Source organism: Micromonospora sp. NPDC048842, from assembly GCF_040649935.1.
Taxonomy (GTDB): domain Bacteria; phylum Actinomycetota; class Actinomycetes; order Mycobacteriales; family Micromonosporaceae; genus Micromonospora; species Micromonospora hortensis.
The window spans coordinates 71,135-87,819 of sequence record NZ_JBEZGK010000005.1 but is presented as its reverse complement, the minus strand read 5'-3'; the positions used below and the strand labels follow the sequence as shown (position 1 = coordinate 87,819).

The following is a 16,685-nucleotide window of genomic DNA, read 5'->3' as shown; positions in this document are numbered from 1 at the left end:
ATCAGGGGTTATCCGCCGCAGGTGCCGGCGGGGTGTTGCACGGTGCGGACTGTCGTCACGTCGTGTCCACCGATCGCCCCGGTCACCCGGACCGTCGCCGAACCCGCCGACACCGACACGGCACGGGTGTTGAAGGACTGGTAGGCGTTCGCGCCCGGCGCGACGGCAGTGAACGACCGCTCGCCGTACGGCGTCTCGAGGGTGATGCCCACGGGCGCGTCGTGGTCGTTGCGCGCCTGCACCGCCACGTACGCGTTGCCGCCCACGCACCGCGCGGACGCGGTGAGCGTGACCGGCAGGTCGAGGCTGGCCGCCGCGAAGGCCCAGTTGTCGATCTCGAAGAGGTCGACGCCGGTCGGGCCGGTGTAGGTGAAGTAGACGTCGTGCACGCCGCTGACACCGTCGAGCTCGGCGGTCACCTCGGCCCATTGGCCGACGGCACTGTCCACAGTGGCCGTACCGACGACGGGACCGTTGACGTCGTCCAGCCGGACCTGGATCTGCCCGCCGGCGGCGAGCGCACGCACCCGCGCCGTCAGGCTCTGCGCGCCGTTGTCCCCGAAGTTCACCGAGGACAGCGCCGTCCAGTCGCCGTTGTCGATGTCGCGGACCACGAGGTTGGGTGCCGCGGCACCGAACTGGGCGGAGCTGCCGTCGACCTTCGTGGTCGCGACGCCCTTGCTCCAGCCGAAGGTCTCGGCCTCGAAGACGCGGTACGGGTCGAAGTCGCGGACCTGGTCCACACCGGCGTAGGTGCCGACGACCTGCTGGATGGTGCCGTCCGGGTTGAAGGTCAGTTCCTGGATGTGCGGGCTGCGGTACCCCTGGGTGGTGTTGCCGTTGATGCGCTTGTTCAGAGTCGGGGCGTGGTACGTGAAGTAGTACTTGCCGCCGAACTCGAACACCGACTGGTGGTTGTTGCCACCGGTACCGGCCCCGAAGAACTGCGACTGGTTCGGGAAGAGCACACCGGCGTAGGTCTCCTTCGGCCACGACATCGGCCCGTCGGAGATCATGTAGCCGATCTGGCCACCCCCGGGGTAACCGGGGAGCGGCTGCTGGCTGCCACCGAAGTCGTTCCCGCCGAAGTGCGACGAGTACGAGAAGTAGTACTTGCCCTGGCGCTTGAAGACGTGGCCCGCCTCGAAGGCGACCGGGGCGTCGACCACAGCGGCCGTTCCCTCGGTCGACACCATGTCGTCGCCGAGCTCGATCGACCGGATGTTCTTCGGGTTGTTGAAGCGCTCGGCCGGCGGCATGCTCGTCGACGCGGGGCCGCCACCGAAGTAGAGGTACGGCTGGCCGTCGTCGTCGACGAACGGGGCCGGATCGAACTTCCACGCGACGGCCTCGGCGCCGGGGGTACGACCGTCGATCAGCGTGCTGGTGCGCTCGCTGGTCCACGGGCCGAGCGGCGACGCACCCGTGATCACGTTGCTGGAGCCACCGCCGTTGGCGTAGTAGAGGAAGAACTTCTCCACCCCGTTCACCACCTTCTTGGTGATGCCCGGAGCCCACGAGTTGGCGGTGAACGGTGCCACCCCGTTCGGGCCGGCGACCTGGATCTCACCGTGGTCCGTCCAGTTCACGAGGTCCTCCGAGGAGATCACCGTGATCTGGTTGATGTCGCCGTAGTTGATCCCCGGCGAGACGCCGGTGGTCGGGTTCGGGGCGTAGCCCTGGGTGTCGTTGGTCATGTACATGTAGACCCGGCCGTCGTGCACGAGGCCGAAACCGTCAGCGCCGAACTTGTGCCCGATCAACGGGTTGTGTTCCCCGGGCAGCTTGCCGACGACCTCGATGGTCTTCGACGCGGGCGCGGGCGGCGCGGCGCCGACCACTGAGACGTCGTCGAGCTTGAAGTCCATCAGGTGCAGGGCCGGGTCGGTGGACGGCGTGCTCGTCCAGGGGGTCTCGAAGAACAGGCGCGCCGTCGACACGCTCTGCGTCGTCGGGATCGTGAAAGTGCCGTTGAACTGCGCCCACTGGCCCTTCGTCGCCGTCACGCTGACCAGGTTGGTGTAGGTGCCACCGCCGTAGTGCATGGTGGCGAAGAACTGCTTCGTGGCCGGTCCGCTCTCGTTCTCGTACTTGATGCGGGCCGTCAGGGTGTAGGCCTGACCGGCCTGCACCTTGCCGCTGAGGTCCTGCATCGGGCCGGAGCCGGTGGTCGTCCGACTGGTGACCAGCGCGGCGTTCGCGCCGGAGTAGGCGTCCGACGTGGCCGACAACTGGGCGCCGTCGGTGGCGTTTCCGTTGTTCACGAACCAGCTGGCCAGGCCGTCCTCGAACCCGCCGTTGACGACGAGGTTCGTGTCGGCGGCCTGGACCGGCGACGCCGGGGCGACGAACCCCGTGGCCAGCATCAGGCCGACCGTCGCGAGCGCTGCGACCCGTCCTCGGGTCGCCCGTCGCATTCGTTGTTCCACGAGACATCCTCCTTCATCTCTGACGTGCGGTCATCGGTGTACGGGGGATCGGTGGGTGCGCTTTCCGTGGGTGGTCCGGACATCAGGGGTCGACCGCCGCCACCGGTCCGACAGTGGCCGGCGGCGCGGGACAGGTCCGCTGTGCCGCGCCGCCCGGCCGGTCGCCGGTGGTGCTGGTCGGTGGGCCGAGGGCTCGTGGTGGAGTTATCCGCCGCAGGCGTTGGCGGGGTGCTGCACGGAGTGGACGGTGGTCACGTCCCGGGCGGCGACGGTGCCGCTGACCCGGACCGTCGCCGAGCCGGCCGCCACCGACGCCGCACGCGTGTTGAACGACTGGTAGACATTCGCTCCCGGCGCGACGGCCGCGAACGACCGGTTTCCGTACGGGGTCTCCAGGGTGATCTCGACCGGCTCGGTCGAGTCGTTGCGCGCCTGCACCGCCAGGTACGTCTTGCCGCTCAGGCAGCGCACCTGGGCGGTGGCCGTCACGGGCAGGGCCGCCAGCACTCCGAGTCGGGCCAGTTGATAGCTGAGTGCCCGCTCCGGTGCGTCGATCTGGTTCTGGGTGCCGAACTGGCCGGCCCGTGCCGACGTCGCCGCCGCGAGCGCGGACTGCGTCGCGGCCCAGGCGTCGGCCGGGTAGTGGCGCGCGTCGAGTGTCTGCCCGTGGGCGATGGCCGCGTCGAGGGCTGTGGTGTCCAGCGGCCGGGCCTGCGCGGTCAGCACGTCGCTGAGCAGGTAGTCGTCGAAGTCGACGTGGCCGCCGGTCTCCTGGGTCGCGTAGTTGAACAGGCCCACCCGGTGGCCCATGAAGTGGGCGAGGCTGCCGTCGAGCGCCTGCGGGCCCACCCGGTTGCCCAGCCGGGTCCACTGGACCCCGTCCAGGCTGTAGTAGAACGTCGTCCACAGTTGGCCCACCGGCGAGGAGAAGTCGAGGTCCGCCTTCACGTGCACCTCGGTCGCATCGCCCAGCGACACCGTCGTGCCGGCGATGAAGTTCTCCAGCGTGGACTGGTCGAGGTCGACAGCGAACGGCTGCGACCGGTTCACGACGCCGAGGGTGTTGACGTCACCGACGCGCTTGAGCGCCACGTACGAGAATCCGCGGTTGTAGGCCGCCAGGCCCGCGACGTCGCCGTTCTTCATCCCGGAGACGTCCATCCGGGTCTGGACCGACTGTCGTGGCCCGAACGTCCGCTGCGAGAGCGTGTTGCGTGCCTCCTCGAACCACGCCAGCTCGGCCCGGTTGGACAGCTTCGTGTAGACGTACTGGCCGGTGACCACCTTGCCGGCCGTCAACCGCAGCCAGCCGTCGCGGTCGGTGAGTGACCAGTATCGGTTGTCCGGGGCGTGGTTCCACTCCCACGCCAGGTCCAGCCGTGAGCCGTTGGGAGCGATCTCCGCCGGGTCGAGCGGCGCGGGGACGGTCCACTGCTCGTCCTGGTACGCCTTGTGCGGCGCGTCGTTGGCGAAGTCGTCCGAGGCGACGATGCTCTTCTGCCGCTCGAACAGCTCCTCGGCCGGGCTGAGCCGGATCGGCTTGTCGAACAGGCCGTTGACCGGCACGACCCCGTTGGTGCCGAAGGTCGGCCACCCGTTCTGCCAGGTGGCGGGGATGAGCGCCGGGATCCGGCCGTTCGGGAACGTGTCCCGGAAGAACATGCCGTGCCAGTCGGTCCCACCGCCAGCGCGGCTGATCGGCACCAGGCTGCCCTGCGCGAAGCCGTTGGAGTTGAGCACTCCGCGCGCCTCGTAGGTGTTCACCCCGCCGGCCGAGGTGTAGCGCCCGAGCAGGTCCTTCGACCGGAACATGACCACCTGACGCCCCTGACCGGACGGCCACGTGATGATGACGGCGTAGTACCAGCCGTCGATGTGGTACACCTGCGCGCCCTCGAACAGGCCGCCGATGAACGGCTGCCCGGCGTAGTTGTTGGCGGTGAAGATGTTCGGGTAGTCCTGCGCGATGGCGGTCAGGTCGGCGTTGAGGCGTACGGCGCTGGTGCCGCCGGAGCCGTAGAAGATGTACGGCGTGCCGTCGACGTCGAAGAAGAGCGACGGGTCGTGCAGACCACGGCCGAGGGCGGTGCGCTGCCACGGGCCGTTCTCGATGTCGTCGGTGCGGTAGAGGTACGCCCCGCTGAGGTTGTTGGTGTTGAAGACGGCGTAGAACGTGCCGTCGTGGTAGCGCAGCGACGACGCCCACTGGCCCTGGCCGTACGAGTTCTGGCCGTTGCGCAGTGAGAAGGAGTCGCCGATGCTCGCCCGGTCGAAGACGTAGTTGACGATCTCCCAGTTGACGAGGTCGTACGACTTCATGATCGGCGCACCGGGGCTCAGGTGCATTGTCGTGCTGATCATGTAGTAGAGGTCGCGGCCCTCGTCGTTCTCGGCGGCTGGCACCCGCTCGACGCTGATGTCCGGCACGTCGGCGTTGAGCAGCGGCACCGAGTAGGTGCCGGCACCGGTGTCGGTCGAGGTGTACGACGATCGGGGCGACCATCCGTCGGCGGCGTGCGCTCCGGCGGGGGTGGCCACCAGGCCCGCGCCGACGAGGACGGCCACGGATGCGAGCGCGCACAGTGAACGGAGACGATACGAGAGCACCGTGGACGTCACTCGGGTCATCGTGGTGGTGGCGTGGCGAGCGGCGGCGTTCAGGCTGTTCACAGCGGATGCGCGGGCGATGTTCAGGACACGCGAGCGGACCGACACGACCAAGGCGAGCTCCAAACGCGAGAGCGGCGTGAAGGCCATCGTGTTATCGCTAACAACCCCTGTCAAGACTATCGATGAAACGCGCCCGAAGTATCCCCGTAACACCGCCGGCCTTCCACAGTGGACGGTCACACCGCAGCTCCGACCCCGGTGATCATGAAGTTGTTGCCATGACACGCCGTCATTGACGGTAACAACTTCATGATCACCGGGGAGCGCGGCGGCTCGAGCGCCTCAGGCGGTCAGGCAGGCGCGGAGGGCGGCCGTTAGGCGGTTAGCGCGCTCGTCACCCATCCCGCGCATCTGGTTGACCACGTAGCCGAAGCCCACCTGATGCTCAGCGTCGGCGAAGGCCAGGTTCCCGCCCGCGCCGTCGTGGCCGAAGCTGCGCTCACCCAGCAGGGGCCGGGCCGGTGGCGAGTGCAGCAGGAAGCCGGTGCCCCAGCGTTGCCCAGTGTCCGGCGGCCCGTGCCGCTGCTGACCACGCGAGCGGACCACTACCGCGTCGTCCACCGACGCCGCCGCGAGCAGCGGTCCACGGTGGAGTTTCGACACACAGGCGGCGTAGAGGCGCGCGAGGCCCTCGGCGGTGCTCACCGCGCCCGCGCCGGGAACACCGGCGGCCCGGATGGCGTCGTCGTTGAAGCTGACCAGGCCGTCGGCGTCGGCGGGGAAGGCGAATGCGCCGCCCATGGTGATGCCCCGTTCGGCCACCGGGTCCACGAACGGGTCAGGGTCCGGGGGCGGTGCCAGGCCCCAGGCGACGGTGTCGCTCTGGGCGGCCGGGAGCCCCAGCCAGGTGTGCAGGCCGAGCGGGCCCGCGACGGTGTCGGCGAAGAACGCGCCAGGTAGTTGGCCGGTGATGCGGTGGATCACCTCCCCGACCAGCCAGCCGTAGGTCATCGAGTGGTAGCCGTGCGCCGTACCCGGCTCCCACAGCGGTGCCTGCGCCTCGATCGCCTTGATGACCGGATCCCACGCCAGCACCTCCTCGAGGGTCAGCGGGCGGTCCACAGCGGGCAGACCTGCCTGGTGCGTGAGCAGCCAGCGCACCGGGATGCCCGCCTTGCCGTGCTGTCCGAACTCCGGCCAGTAGCGCGTCACGGGAGCGTCGAGGTCGAGCCGGCCCTGCTGGGCCAACAGGTAGGCGCAGATCGCCAGGATCCCCTTGGTGCAGGAGAAGACGACGACCGGCGTGTGCGCGTCCCACTGTCGGCCGGTGCGGGTATCGGCCACCCCGCCGTACAGGTCGACGACCTTGCGGCCCCGGACGTAGACCGTAACCGCGGCGCCGACCTCGCCCCGGGAGGTGAAGTTGTCGCGGAAGACGTCGGCGACACGCCCGAAGTGATCGTCGACGTCGCCGTGGATCTGCGGCTGTGTGACCACTGCCTACCCCTTCACTGACCCTTGGATCAGGGCCTTGATGAACTGTCGCTGGAAGATCAGGAACACGATGAGGGTCGGAGTGAGGATCAGCAGCGACCCGGCGCACAGCAGCACCAGGTCGGTGCCCCACTGGCCCTGGAACGCTCCGAGCGCCCCGGCCATTGTGCGTTTGGTGGCGTCGTCCACGAGGACGATGGCGAGCAGGAACTGGTTCCACGTCCAGAGGAACATCAGGATCGTCAGCGAGGCGATCGCCGGCCGGGCGAGCGGCACCTGGACCCGCCAGAACAACTGCCACGTGCTGCTGCCGTCCACCCGGGCCGCCTCGGACAACTCGACCGGCACGTTGGTGAAGTGGGCCCGCATCCAGAACACCGCGAACGGCATGTACAGCCCGATCAGCGGCAGGATGATGGCCCAGCGGGTGTTGAGCAGGCCGAGGTCCTGCATCTGGTAGTAGAGCGGCGTGACCACTGCCTCGAACGGCAGGGTCAGACCCAGCAGGAAGAGACCGAAGACGAGTCGGCCACCGGGCACCCGCAGTTGACCGAGCCCGAAGCCGGCCATGGTCGCGATGAGCACCGACACCGGTACGACACCGGCCACGATGAGCAGGCTCGAGCGGAGCAGGGCGCCCATGTTCGCCGCGGTGAAGGCGTCGGCGAAGTTCCCCCACTGCGGGTCGGACGGCCACTCGAGCCCGCTGGGCACCGTGCCCCGGGGCTGCAACGCCGCCGAGAGCATGCTCACGAACGGCAGCAGGGTGACGACGATCAGGGCGATCAGGAAGACCCGGCCGGTCAGCTGTTCGCGTCGACTCAGGTTCACGGCTTCTCCCCTCGGCTCAGACGCTGGATGGGCAGCACGCACGCCAGCACGAGCAGCATGAGGACGACAGCGAGCGCAGAGGCGAGCCCCACCTGCCGCTGCGAGAAGGCCAGCCGGTAGATCTCCAGGCCCGGCACTGTGGTCTGGAGGCCGGGGCCGCCGCTGGTGGAGATGTAGACGATGTCGAAGCTCGCCAGCGCCGCGATGATCGTGACGGTGAGGCAGACGCCGATCTCCTGGCGCAGGCTGGGCAGGGTCACGGCGAGGAACTCGCGGACCGGACCGGCACCGTCGAGGCGGGCGGCCTCGTACAGCGCCGGATCGATCTTGCTCATGCCGGTGACCAGCAGGATCGTGCAGAGACCGAGCAGGACCCAGGCCCCGATGACGCCGACGGCGGGCAGCGCCGTGTCGAAGTCGCCGAGCCAGGCGCGGGCGACGCCACCCAGGCCGACCGCGCGCAGCGCCTGGTTGACCAGACCGTTCGACGAGAGCAGCCAGCTCCACGCGATGCCCGCCGCCACCAGGGGGATGACCTGCGGCAGGAACAGGATGGTACGGACGACGGTGCCGAACGCGCCGGTGGTGATCCGGCGAACCATGCTTGCCACCAACAGCCCGAGCGCGACAGGGATGAAGCTGAAGAAGACGATCAGCACCATCGCGTTGCCGATGATTTTCAGCAGGTCGCTGTCGGTGAAGACGGTGAGGTAGTTGTCCAGGCCCACCCAGCGGGCCACCCCGATGCCGTTCCAGTCGTAGAGCGAGTACTGGAGCGTCAGGACGAGCGGACGCAGGACGAACACCGCGTACATCACCAGGGCGGGCAGGACGTACAACCAGCCGGTCCCGGCCGCGCGGGCCCACCGGAATCGGTGGGCCCGCGTCGGGGTGGGGCGGGCACGACGATCGTCGCGCCCGGTTGGTGCGCTGCCGAGGGCAGACGTCATCGGGACAGTTCCTTCTGATACTCGGCCTGGACCGCCTTCACGTACCCCTCGGGCGTCTGCTGACCGGCGATCAGCTTCTGCATCTCCGGCGTGATCGCGGCGGCGAAGATGCCGCCGGTCGCGTTCGCTGTGAAGTCCACGGCGCCGTTCTCCGCACCGAGCTGCTGCGACGCCTTCAGGGTCTCAGCCAGCACCGTGTTCGGGGCGGCGCTCGGCACCGGCAGGTCACTCGGGCCGCCAGGGCTGGAGCCGCCGACGGTCACCGAGATCTCGCGGGCCTTGGCGTTGGTGTGCACCCAGTTCAGGAAGTACGCGGCGGCGTCCGGGCTCTTGGCCTTGGCGGAGACGCCGAAGGTGTTGGGGGCGGACATCGCCACGTGCTTTCCACCGGGAGACTCGGTGGGGAAGAGGAAGAAGCCGACGTTGCCGGGCATCGACTTGTCGAGGTTGGCTGACTCCCAGTCGCCGTTGAACATGAACAGGCCGTTGCCCTTCTGGAACTCCCCCACCATGCCCGCGTAGTCGAGGGCGTTCGCGTCCTTTGTGAAGTAGCCGGCCTGGGCCCACTTCTGGATGGTCTGGGTGGCCTTCAGGGCGGCCGGGGTGTCGAACGTGGCCCCCGGCTTCTGGAAGATCCAGTCGGCGACCTGGGTCGGGTCGCCGAACTGGTTCTGTAGCGCCTGGTGCGGGAAGTTGATGCCAGCGGTGTTCTTGTTGAACTGCATGATCGGCTGGACCCCGCCGGTCTTCGCCTTGGCCAGCAGCTCCTCGAACTCGGCGACAGTGGTCGGCGGCTGGGTCATGCCGATCTGGCTGGCCAGCTTCTTGTTGTAGAACACGCCGGTGACGCTGTAGCCGAGCCCCATCCCGTACAGCGAGCCGGTGCCCCGGGTGTTCTCGCCGACGCGCAGCTGCATGAGCTGCGAGGCGGGGAACTTGTCCCAGCCGTACGCGGTGAAGTACGGGTCGAGGTTCTTGAGCAGGTCGTCCTTGACCAGGTCGACCATGGTCGGGAGCCGGATGATGTCGGGCGAGTTGTCCGAGGCCATCACCCGGGGCGCGTTCTCCACGATCACAGTGAACTGGTCCTCGCGGATGTTGAACTTGACGTTCGAGTGCTGCTTGGAGAACTCGTCGGCCAACGCCTTGGCCAACGGGAAGCCGGTCTCCGCGTACATGTCCAGGGTGATCGGGTCGGTGCCCAGCTCCGTCTTGACGGCGGCATCGGACTTCTGGGTCGACGACCGGTCCTCGCCCGGCGCGCTGCATGCCGTCGCGGTCATCCCGACCGCCAGGAGCGACGCCAGGAGCAGCGTTCTCCGTCGCGGAAACTTTGTCAGTAATTCTGCCATTTCATGACTCCTTGACATCTCCACGCGTCCCGCGACCCATGGCCGCGCGACGGCTCCACCGGGACCACCGCGACCGCGCGACCGCCACGACACGTACGCCGTGACCTGTCGCCCGGGCGCAGCACCCGTACCGTCAGCAGAAAAGAACCCGGCACGGCCACCGAAGGCGCCTCTGGATGCACCAGAAGTGGTCGCTAAACTGATTTAGCAGAGCATGCGCGCGGCGCGGGGAGCTGTCAAGGACAACTTGGCAACGGTGCGGAAACGTCGGGTTCACACCACGCCGACGTGACCGGCGCTCGATCCCGGACGGCGACGCATCATGATGGGCGGGAGCGGCGCCTGTGGCACCGCGCCTGATTCGGAGGACTGATGGGCCGCAACAGAGCAACACTCGCCGACGTCGCGCGGAAAGCCGGGCTGTCCAAGACCGCCGCGTCGATGGTGCTCAACGGCAGGGAGGGCACCCGACTCTCGGCCGAGGCGCACCAGCGGGTGTTCGCCGCCGCCGAGGAGCTCGGCTACCGGCCCAACCTCGCCGCGCGCAGCCTTCGCACCCGCAAGACGGCCACCATCGCGTTCGTCTCCGACATCGTGGCCACCACCCGGTTCGCCGGTGACCTCATCCGCGGCGCCCTCGACGCGGCCCGCGAACGGGACCACGTCCTGCTCATCACCGAGACGCAGGGCGACGCCACCTTCGAGCAGTACGCCATCGAGGCCGTCCTGGACCGGCAGGTCGACGGGGTGATCTACGCGGCGATGGCGACCCGACGGCTGACGGTGCCCGCGGCCATCCTCGGCGGCCCGGTGGTGCTGCTCAACGCCACCAGCCCCGACGGCCTGCCCAGCGTGGTCCCCGACGACGAGGGGGCCGGCCGCTCCGTCGCCACCGCCCTGCTGGAGCTTGGCCACCGCGACGCGATAGCGCTGATCGGCCGCAACCGACTCAAGGAGGACGACCCGGAGGTCTCCCTCGCCGCCAGTGCCCGCCTGCACGGCATCCGGCAGACACTGGACGAGGCGAAGGTCGGCCTCCTGGCCGAGTGTTTCTGCACCGAGTGGTTGCCCGAGCACGGGTACGCCGCCATGCGCAGCCTGCTGAGCAAGCCGAAGCGACCCAGCGCGATCATCTGCATGAACGACCGGCTGGCCTTCGGGGCCTACCAGGCACTCGGCGAGGCGGGACTGACCGTCCCAGAGGACATCTCGGTCATCTCGTTCGACGACGACCCGATCGCCGCCTGGTTGCGTCCGAGCCTGGCCACCACGGCGCTGCCGCACGAGCAGATGGGGCGGCGAGCGGTCGAGCTGCTCCTGGACGGGGGCATCGCGGAACCCTCGCTCGTTCCGATGCCGCTGCGCCGACGCCGGTCCCTCGCGCCTCCGGTCGGCTGACCACCGGCTGTCCCGATCCGTGCCGACGGGTTGGCGTTGGCCGACGCTAAAACGGTTTAGTGCTAGGTTTCCGACCATGCTTCGCCTACCCGACCACTGGGTGTGGGACAGCTGGTACGCGCGGGACGACAACGGCCTCTGGCACGTGTTCTTCCTGCGCGCGTCCCGCGCCCTGCACGACCCGCACCGCCGCCACCGCCGGGCCACGATCGGCCACGCCGTCTCGGCGGACCTGCGCTCGTGGCGCCTGGTCGCCGACGCCGTGGTCCCCGCCGACGCGCCCGGCTGGGACGACCTGGCGACCTGGACGGGCTGCACGGTCCGCGGGCCGGACGGGCTGTGGTACCTGTTCTACACCGGGGTCGGTCACGCCGAGGACGGGCTCGTCCAACGCATCGGACTGGCCGTCTCCGACGACCTCATGACCTGGCACCGGCACGGCACCGAACCGATCGTCGAGGCGGACCCCACCTGGTACGAGCTGCTGGACAAGGAGCTGTGGTACGAGCAGGCGTGGCGTGACCCGTGGGTGTTTCCCGACCCCGACGGCGAGGGTTGGCACATGCTCATCACCGCCCGCGCCAACACCGGTCCGGCGGACACCCGTGGCGTCGTCGGCCACGCCACCTCCACCGACCTCGTCACCTGGACCGTCGCGCCGCCGTTGTCGACTCCGGCCGGCTTCGGTCACCTGGAGGTGCCCCAGGTAGCGGTCGTCGACGGGCAGCCGCTGCTGCTCTTCTCCGCCGAGGCCACCGGCAGCGCTCGGCGCGACGACCACCGGATCTGGGTGGTGACCGGCGAGACCACCCTCGGGCCGTGGGACATCGCCTCCGCCCAGCCGTTCGCCCACCCGCACCTGTACGCGCCCCGGCTGGTCCCCGGCCCCGCCCACGACTGGTCCCTCATCGGTTTCCTCGACCACGTCGACGGAACGTTCGTCGGGGAACTCACCGACCCAATCTCCGTCCGCTACCAGGCCGCGACCGGGCTGACAGTGGACCCGGCGAGGGCGAACCAGGCGCGGTAGACCAGACAGGCCCGGGTCGAGGCGTGTGTCGCCCCGACCCGGACCCGTCGGTGTCCAGCTACCGGATCAGCTGCGCACCTGCCACTGCTGGTTGGTGCCGCCGCTGCAGGCCCAGAGGATCAACTTCGTGCCGTTCGCCGTCGCAGCACCGTTCGCGTCGAGGCAGAGACCCGACTGCACGCCCGTGATCGTGCCGTTGGAGTTGATGTTCCACTGCTGGTTGACACCACCGTTGCAGTCCCAGATCACCACCTTCGTGCCGTTGACGGTGCCCTGGCCGGAGGCGTCCAGGCACTTGGTGCCGTAGATCATGAGCTGCCGGCTCGCAGTGTGGGTCCACCGCTGGTTGGCGACGTTACTGATGCAGTCCCAGATCTGAGCCTGCGTGCCATTGGTGGTGCTGGAGTTGCCGATCTCGGCGCACCGGCCCGACTGGGCACCCACGATCTGCACGTTCGTCGGGTTGGTGCTGCCACCGCTCTGCACGCCGGCCGTGTTGATCACCGTTTGCGCGCCCGACGGCCAGTTGCCGTTGCTGACCGTGACGTTGCTGTTGACCACGTTGCCGCGGTCGCCGTTGGTCACGTTCGTGCTGTTGTTCGTCGACCAGTTGTTGGTGACTGTGTAGTTGCCCATGTTCTCCGCGTACCAGTAGTTGGCGGTGGCCCAGGTGCCGGTGGAGGAGAACACATTGTTGCGGGCGGTGTAGTAGCGCGAGCCCTCGTCGAAGTAGAGCCCGAACCAGCCGTTGGTGCGCAGGCAGTAGTTCTCGGCGATCAACCCGCCCGGGTTCGCCGACAGCGAGTAGATGCACCCGCCGTCGGTCATCTGCTGCATGACGTCGTGCACATAGTTGCCGATGACCTGGTTGTTGGCCGCGGTGGTCGCCGTGGTGTAGCGCGGCTGGTAGTTGTACAGACCCCGGTTCGCGTAGTGCTGGCTGCCGCCGGCGTCGTTGGCGCCCCAGCCGTAGCCGACCGACAGGCCGGTGTACGGCATGTTGTAGACCTCGTTGTGCGAGACCAGCGAGGTGTTCACGTAGGTCGTGAGGATCGAGACGACGCCCCGGTACTCCAGACCGAGATCGTGCACCTTGTTGTTGCTGATGGTGACGTTGCGGTTGACCATCCGCTGGTCACTGGGGTGGTGGGCGTCGGCCCGCACGCCGCCGACCACGACGCCACCGGCCGAGTTGCGGGCGATCTCGGAGCGGGTGACGGTGATGTTGTTGGCGCCCAGGCCGACACCGCTGGCGTGGGCGTTGGCGTCGTTGCCGATGCCGATCGCGGTCTGCCCGAGGTTGACGAACTGGGAGTCGCTGAAGCTGATGGTGTTGGCGGCGGAGACCTGCACGGCGGCGGGCATCTGGTTCCAGTTCGGCCGGGTGGCCTCGAACTGGGGGCAGCCGGCCTGGCAGGAGGTCAGCGCGTCGGACGGACGGGACCAGGTGCCGGTGATGTGGGCGCCGGTCTGCTGGTCGGCGAAACCGTTGCTGCTGCTCGGGCCGAGCCAGCTGGTGCCGGTGAAGGTGATCCCGCTGAACGAGATGTGGTGCGCGGGCGCGTCGTAGGTGCCGCCGACGTTCACCAGGGACTGCAACTGCGGCAGCTCCACGCTGACCGAGCTCATGTTCTGTCCGGCGAGCGGGATGTAGTTGAGCTGGCCGTTGCTGGGATTGAGGTACCACTCCCCCGCCGAGTCCAGGAACTCGTACGCGTTGGTCAGGTAGAAGGGACCGGCGCGGTGCGGGCTGGAAAGGGTGTCGAACCCGAAGGTGTTGTTGTTCCACGCCGGCTGCTGCATCGTCAGGAAGTTCCCGCTGATGCTCTGCACCGGCGAGTACCGGTCGGTGAACGAGCCGACGCTCTCCACCTCGACCCGGTTCTGGTTGCCGAGGTTGTTCAGGTAGTTGAGCGCGCCGTTGGTGAACCGCATGCCGGACGTGGTGAAGGTGAAGTCGGAGCGGTTCACAGCGGTGCGCGCCCGGGTGGCGACGGCCCCGTTGACGTAGAGCTGACGGGAGTCGAGCCCGGCGCCGACGTTGGCCCGCCAGATGTTCTTCCCGGAGTCGACGAGCGACCAACCGGTGACAGCGCGGGCGCCGGTGACCGTCGGACGTGCGCCGGAGGCCGCCCGCCAGATCACCTGATAGCCGTTGTTGCCCGAGTCGGCCGCTGTGAACCGCAGCGGCGCCGAGAGGCGGTACGCGCCGTTGGCCAACTCCACGACGATGTCACCGGACATCGCGCTGTTGATCGCCCGCACCGCGGTCTGGGCGGCGGTCAGCGAACACGGTTGGCTGGCGGAACACGTGGTGCCGGTGCCGGAGGGTGACGCGTAGAGGGTGGTGGTGGCCGCGAGGGCCGGGGACGCCGAGGCGGTTACCGCGACCACTGCGGTCACCGCTGACGCGGCGGCGCCGGCCAGCAGTCGGCGCAGCGCCGGAAGGGACGAGGACACGGGACGGTGCTCCTGACGTGAGAACGGGGTGGGGGTGGCGGAACGGCCTCGACCAGCGCGGGGGTGGCGGGTCGAGGCGGTCATCCGAGGATCTCCCGGAGATAGCGCAGGCCGTCCGTGGCGAGACGGTCCTGCGAGGGGGCCAACGGACGCCAGATCGCCGCAGCGGTGGCGATCGCATCGTTCTCCGCGGTGAACGACTCGATGCAGATCGCGCCCTGATAGCCGGTGTCCCGCAGGACGGCGAAGAAGCGGGGCCAGTCGAAGTGGTCAGCACCGGGAGCGCCCCGGTTGGTGCCGCTGACCTGCACGTGCTTGATGTGCGGGCCAGCGACCGCGAGAGCCGCGTAGGGGTCGGCCTCCTCGATGTTCATGTGATAGGTATCGATCATGATGCCGACGTTCGACGGTAGCCCGTCGATCAACTCGATCGTCTGCTCGATCGTGTTGACGACGCTCGTCTCGTAGCGGTTCAACGCCTCGACACCGATGCTCACACCCACCTCGCCGGCCTGGTCGGCAACCGGCGCCAGGGCCCGCCGGAAGTCCGCGTAGCAGGCCGCCCGAGCCGCCGGCGACATCCGCCAGGTGCGGCCGACCGAGGCGTACGCGGGACCGCCGACGCATCCAGCGCCGACGGCCGCCGCGCTCGCCACGCAACCCTTGAGGTACGCCACCGTCGACTCGACGACCGCTGGTGGAGCGTCGACCAGTTCCCGCCCCGGCGAGGTGACCGCGCAGACGCCGGCGGCGACGAGGCCGTGCGCCGCCAACAGGTCCCGGGTACGGATCGGGTCCCAGTCGCCGGGCTGCTCGATCGGCAACTCGACAGCGTCGAAGCCGAACGAGGCGATCCGCGGGATCAGCTCGGCCAGGGCCTCGTCGTCGACCGGCGAGGCCCAGACCCAGGGGTTGACGCCGATGGCGTACATCAGGCCCTACTTCCAGCGCTGCGGGTAACCGGGCAGGTCGGTGCAGCCGCACATCGCGTAGTGCAGCGGCGGCATGCCCGCGTCGAGGTACTGGTCCAGGTTGTCCTGGGTGACTGTCGGCTGCGGCAGCTTCCACGGGCTGGAGACCTGCTGGCCGTCGAGGATCCGCAGCGCGGCGATGACCGGCGTACGCCACTGGTAGGTCGGGTAGGTCGGTGCGATGGCGGTGAGCTTCTTGTCCTTCCAGATCTTCAGGAAGTCGAGCTGGTCCTCACCGTTCATCGGCGGAACCGGCTTGCCCGCGTCCTGGAACGCCTCGACCGCCGCGACGGCCACCGCTCCGGCGTCCATCCAGACCCCGTCGATGGTGCCGTACCGCTGGATGTAGTCGTCGACGATCTTCTTGGTCTTGGCCGGGTCACCATCGGTGAACTCGACACCGACGACGTCGACCTTCGCCTTGTCGAACGCCACCTTCGCCGCCGACCAGCGGGTCTCCAGGACGTCGACGCCGGGCAGGATCCGCAGGGCGAGGACCTTGCCGCCGGGCTTCATCTTCTGGCTGACGAACTCGGCCCCGACGTGGCCGAACCCGTAACCGCCGATGGGGTTGATGAACGTCACCGGGCACTTCGTGTTGACACCACGGTCGAAGACGACGACCGGCAGCCCGGCCTTGCAGGCCGCCTCGACGGCCGGGGTGAGCGTGGCGGTGGTGTTCGGCGAGACGATGAGCGCGTCGCAGCCCTTGCCGAGCAGATCGTTGATGTCCGCGATCTGCTTCTGGTCCTTGCCCTCGGCGTCGACGTGCACGAACTCACTGATGCGGCTCTTCTGCGCCTCGACCTCCGCCTGCATGGTCTTGAACCCGACCTGCCGCCACGGGTTGTTCAGGGCCGCGTTCGAGAAGCAGATCTTGTGCGGGCCGCTCTTCTTGAACTTGGCGGTGTCGACCATCGTCGGGTTGAGCACCTGCTCCCACGGCTTGTCGGCCGGGCCTGTCGGTGCCGCGTCGAGCAGCGCAAGCTCGGCGTCGTAGTCGGCCTGCACGAAGAACTTCGACTGGTCCCCGGTGCCGGACCCGGCGGCGGCGGACGCACTACCCGACGGGCTCGCGGCCGGCTCGTCGGTCGCACAGGCGGCGAGGGACAGTACTGTGACAGCGGCAATGGCCGCCATGGATCGTCGCACTATGGTTT

At 68.7% G+C, this 16,685-nt stretch carries 11 protein-coding genes; 2 read left to right on the top strand and 9 right to left on the bottom strand.

Annotation, left to right across the window (positions count from 1 at the left end):
• Positions 1-8: 8 nt before the first annotated feature.
• From AB0C19_RS09250 to AB0C19_RS09225, 6 genes are all read right to left on the bottom strand, one after another.
• Positions 9-2,429 (bottom strand): family 43 glycosylhydrolase, encoded by a 2,421-nt coding sequence (locus AB0C19_RS09250; RefSeq protein ID WP_357181849.1) that lies wholly within the window; start codon positions 2,427-2,429, stop codon positions 9-11.
• 204 nt (positions 2,430-2,633) lie between these two features.
• Positions 2,634-4,994 carry a glycoside hydrolase 43 family protein gene (locus AB0C19_RS09245; RefSeq protein ID WP_357181846.1) on the bottom strand — a complete coding sequence of 787 codons (2,361 nt, stop codon included), beginning with the start codon at positions 4,992-4,994 and terminating at the stop codon, positions 2,634-2,636.
• Positions 4,995-5,381: 387 nt separating this feature from the next.
• On the bottom strand, positions 5,382-6,536 hold the full coding sequence (locus tag AB0C19_RS09240) for a serine hydrolase domain-containing protein (RefSeq protein ID WP_357181844.1): 1,155 nt from the start codon (positions 6,534-6,536) through the stop codon (positions 5,382-5,384).
• 3 nt (positions 6,537-6,539) lie between these two features.
• Entirely contained in the window at positions 6,540-7,364 is an 825-nt protein-coding gene (locus tag AB0C19_RS09235) for a carbohydrate ABC transporter permease (protein WP_124860646.1), read from the bottom strand.
• Positions 7,361-8,314, bottom strand: a complete 954-nt coding sequence (locus AB0C19_RS09230; RefSeq protein WP_357181839.1) for a sugar ABC transporter permease — start codon at positions 8,312-8,314, stop codon at positions 7,361-7,363. The genes AB0C19_RS09235 and AB0C19_RS09230 overlap by 4 nt, the downstream gene beginning before the upstream one ends.
• On the bottom strand, positions 8,311-9,666 hold the full coding sequence (locus AB0C19_RS09225; RefSeq protein WP_357181837.1) for an extracellular solute-binding protein: 1,356 nt from the start codon (positions 9,664-9,666) through the stop codon (positions 8,311-8,313). Before AB0C19_RS09225 ends, AB0C19_RS09230 begins: the two co-directional genes overlap by 4 nt.
• Positions 9,667-10,038: 372 nt before the next feature.
• Between AB0C19_RS09225 and AB0C19_RS09220 the strand changes: the two genes are divergently transcribed.
• Positions 10,039-11,064: a LacI family DNA-binding transcriptional regulator gene (locus AB0C19_RS09220; RefSeq protein WP_357181833.1), complete on the top strand. Its 1,026-nt coding sequence runs from the start codon at positions 10,039-10,041 to the stop codon at positions 11,062-11,064.
• 19 nt (positions 11,065-11,083) lie between these two features.
• Positions 11,084-12,094, top strand: coding sequence for a family 43 glycosylhydrolase (locus tag AB0C19_RS09215; RefSeq protein ID WP_357181830.1), 1,011 nt, complete (start codon positions 11,084-11,086; stop codon positions 12,092-12,094).
• Positions 12,095-12,160: 66 nt separating this feature from the next.
• Here AB0C19_RS09215 and AB0C19_RS09210 read toward each other — a convergent pair whose 3' ends face one another.
• From AB0C19_RS09210 to AB0C19_RS09200, 3 genes are all read right to left on the bottom strand, one after another.
• A complete protein-coding gene (locus AB0C19_RS09210) occupies positions 12,161-14,554 on the bottom strand; it encodes an RICIN domain-containing protein (protein WP_357181827.1) in 2,394 nt (797 codons plus the stop codon).
• Between the two features lie 80 nt (positions 14,555-14,634).
• On the bottom strand, positions 14,635-15,486 hold the full coding sequence (locus AB0C19_RS09205; RefSeq protein WP_357181824.1) for a sugar phosphate isomerase/epimerase family protein: 852 nt from the start codon (positions 15,484-15,486) through the stop codon (positions 14,635-14,637).
• A gap of 6 nt (positions 15,487-15,492) precedes the next feature.
• Positions 15,493-16,677, bottom strand: coding sequence for a substrate-binding domain-containing protein (locus AB0C19_RS09200; RefSeq protein WP_357181821.1), 1,185 nt, complete (start codon positions 16,675-16,677; stop codon positions 15,493-15,495).
• Positions 16,678-16,685 lie beyond the last annotated feature (8 nt).

Coding starts and splice junctions, on each gene's coding strand:
- AB0C19_RS09205 (WP_357181824.1), bottom strand. CDS start 15,486: ATGTACGCCATCGGCGTCAACCCCTGGGTCTGGGCCTCGCCGGTCGAC.
- AB0C19_RS09220 (WP_357181833.1), top strand. CDS start 10,039: ATGGGCCGCAACAGAGCAACACTCGCCGACGTCGCGCGGAAAGCCGGG.
- AB0C19_RS09230 (WP_357181839.1), bottom strand. CDS start 8,314: ATGACGTCTGCCCTCGGCAGCGCACCAACCGGGCGCGACGATCGTCGT.
- AB0C19_RS09225 (WP_357181837.1), bottom strand. CDS start 9,666: ATGGCAGAATTACTGACAAAGTTTCCGCGACGGAGAACGCTGCTCCTG.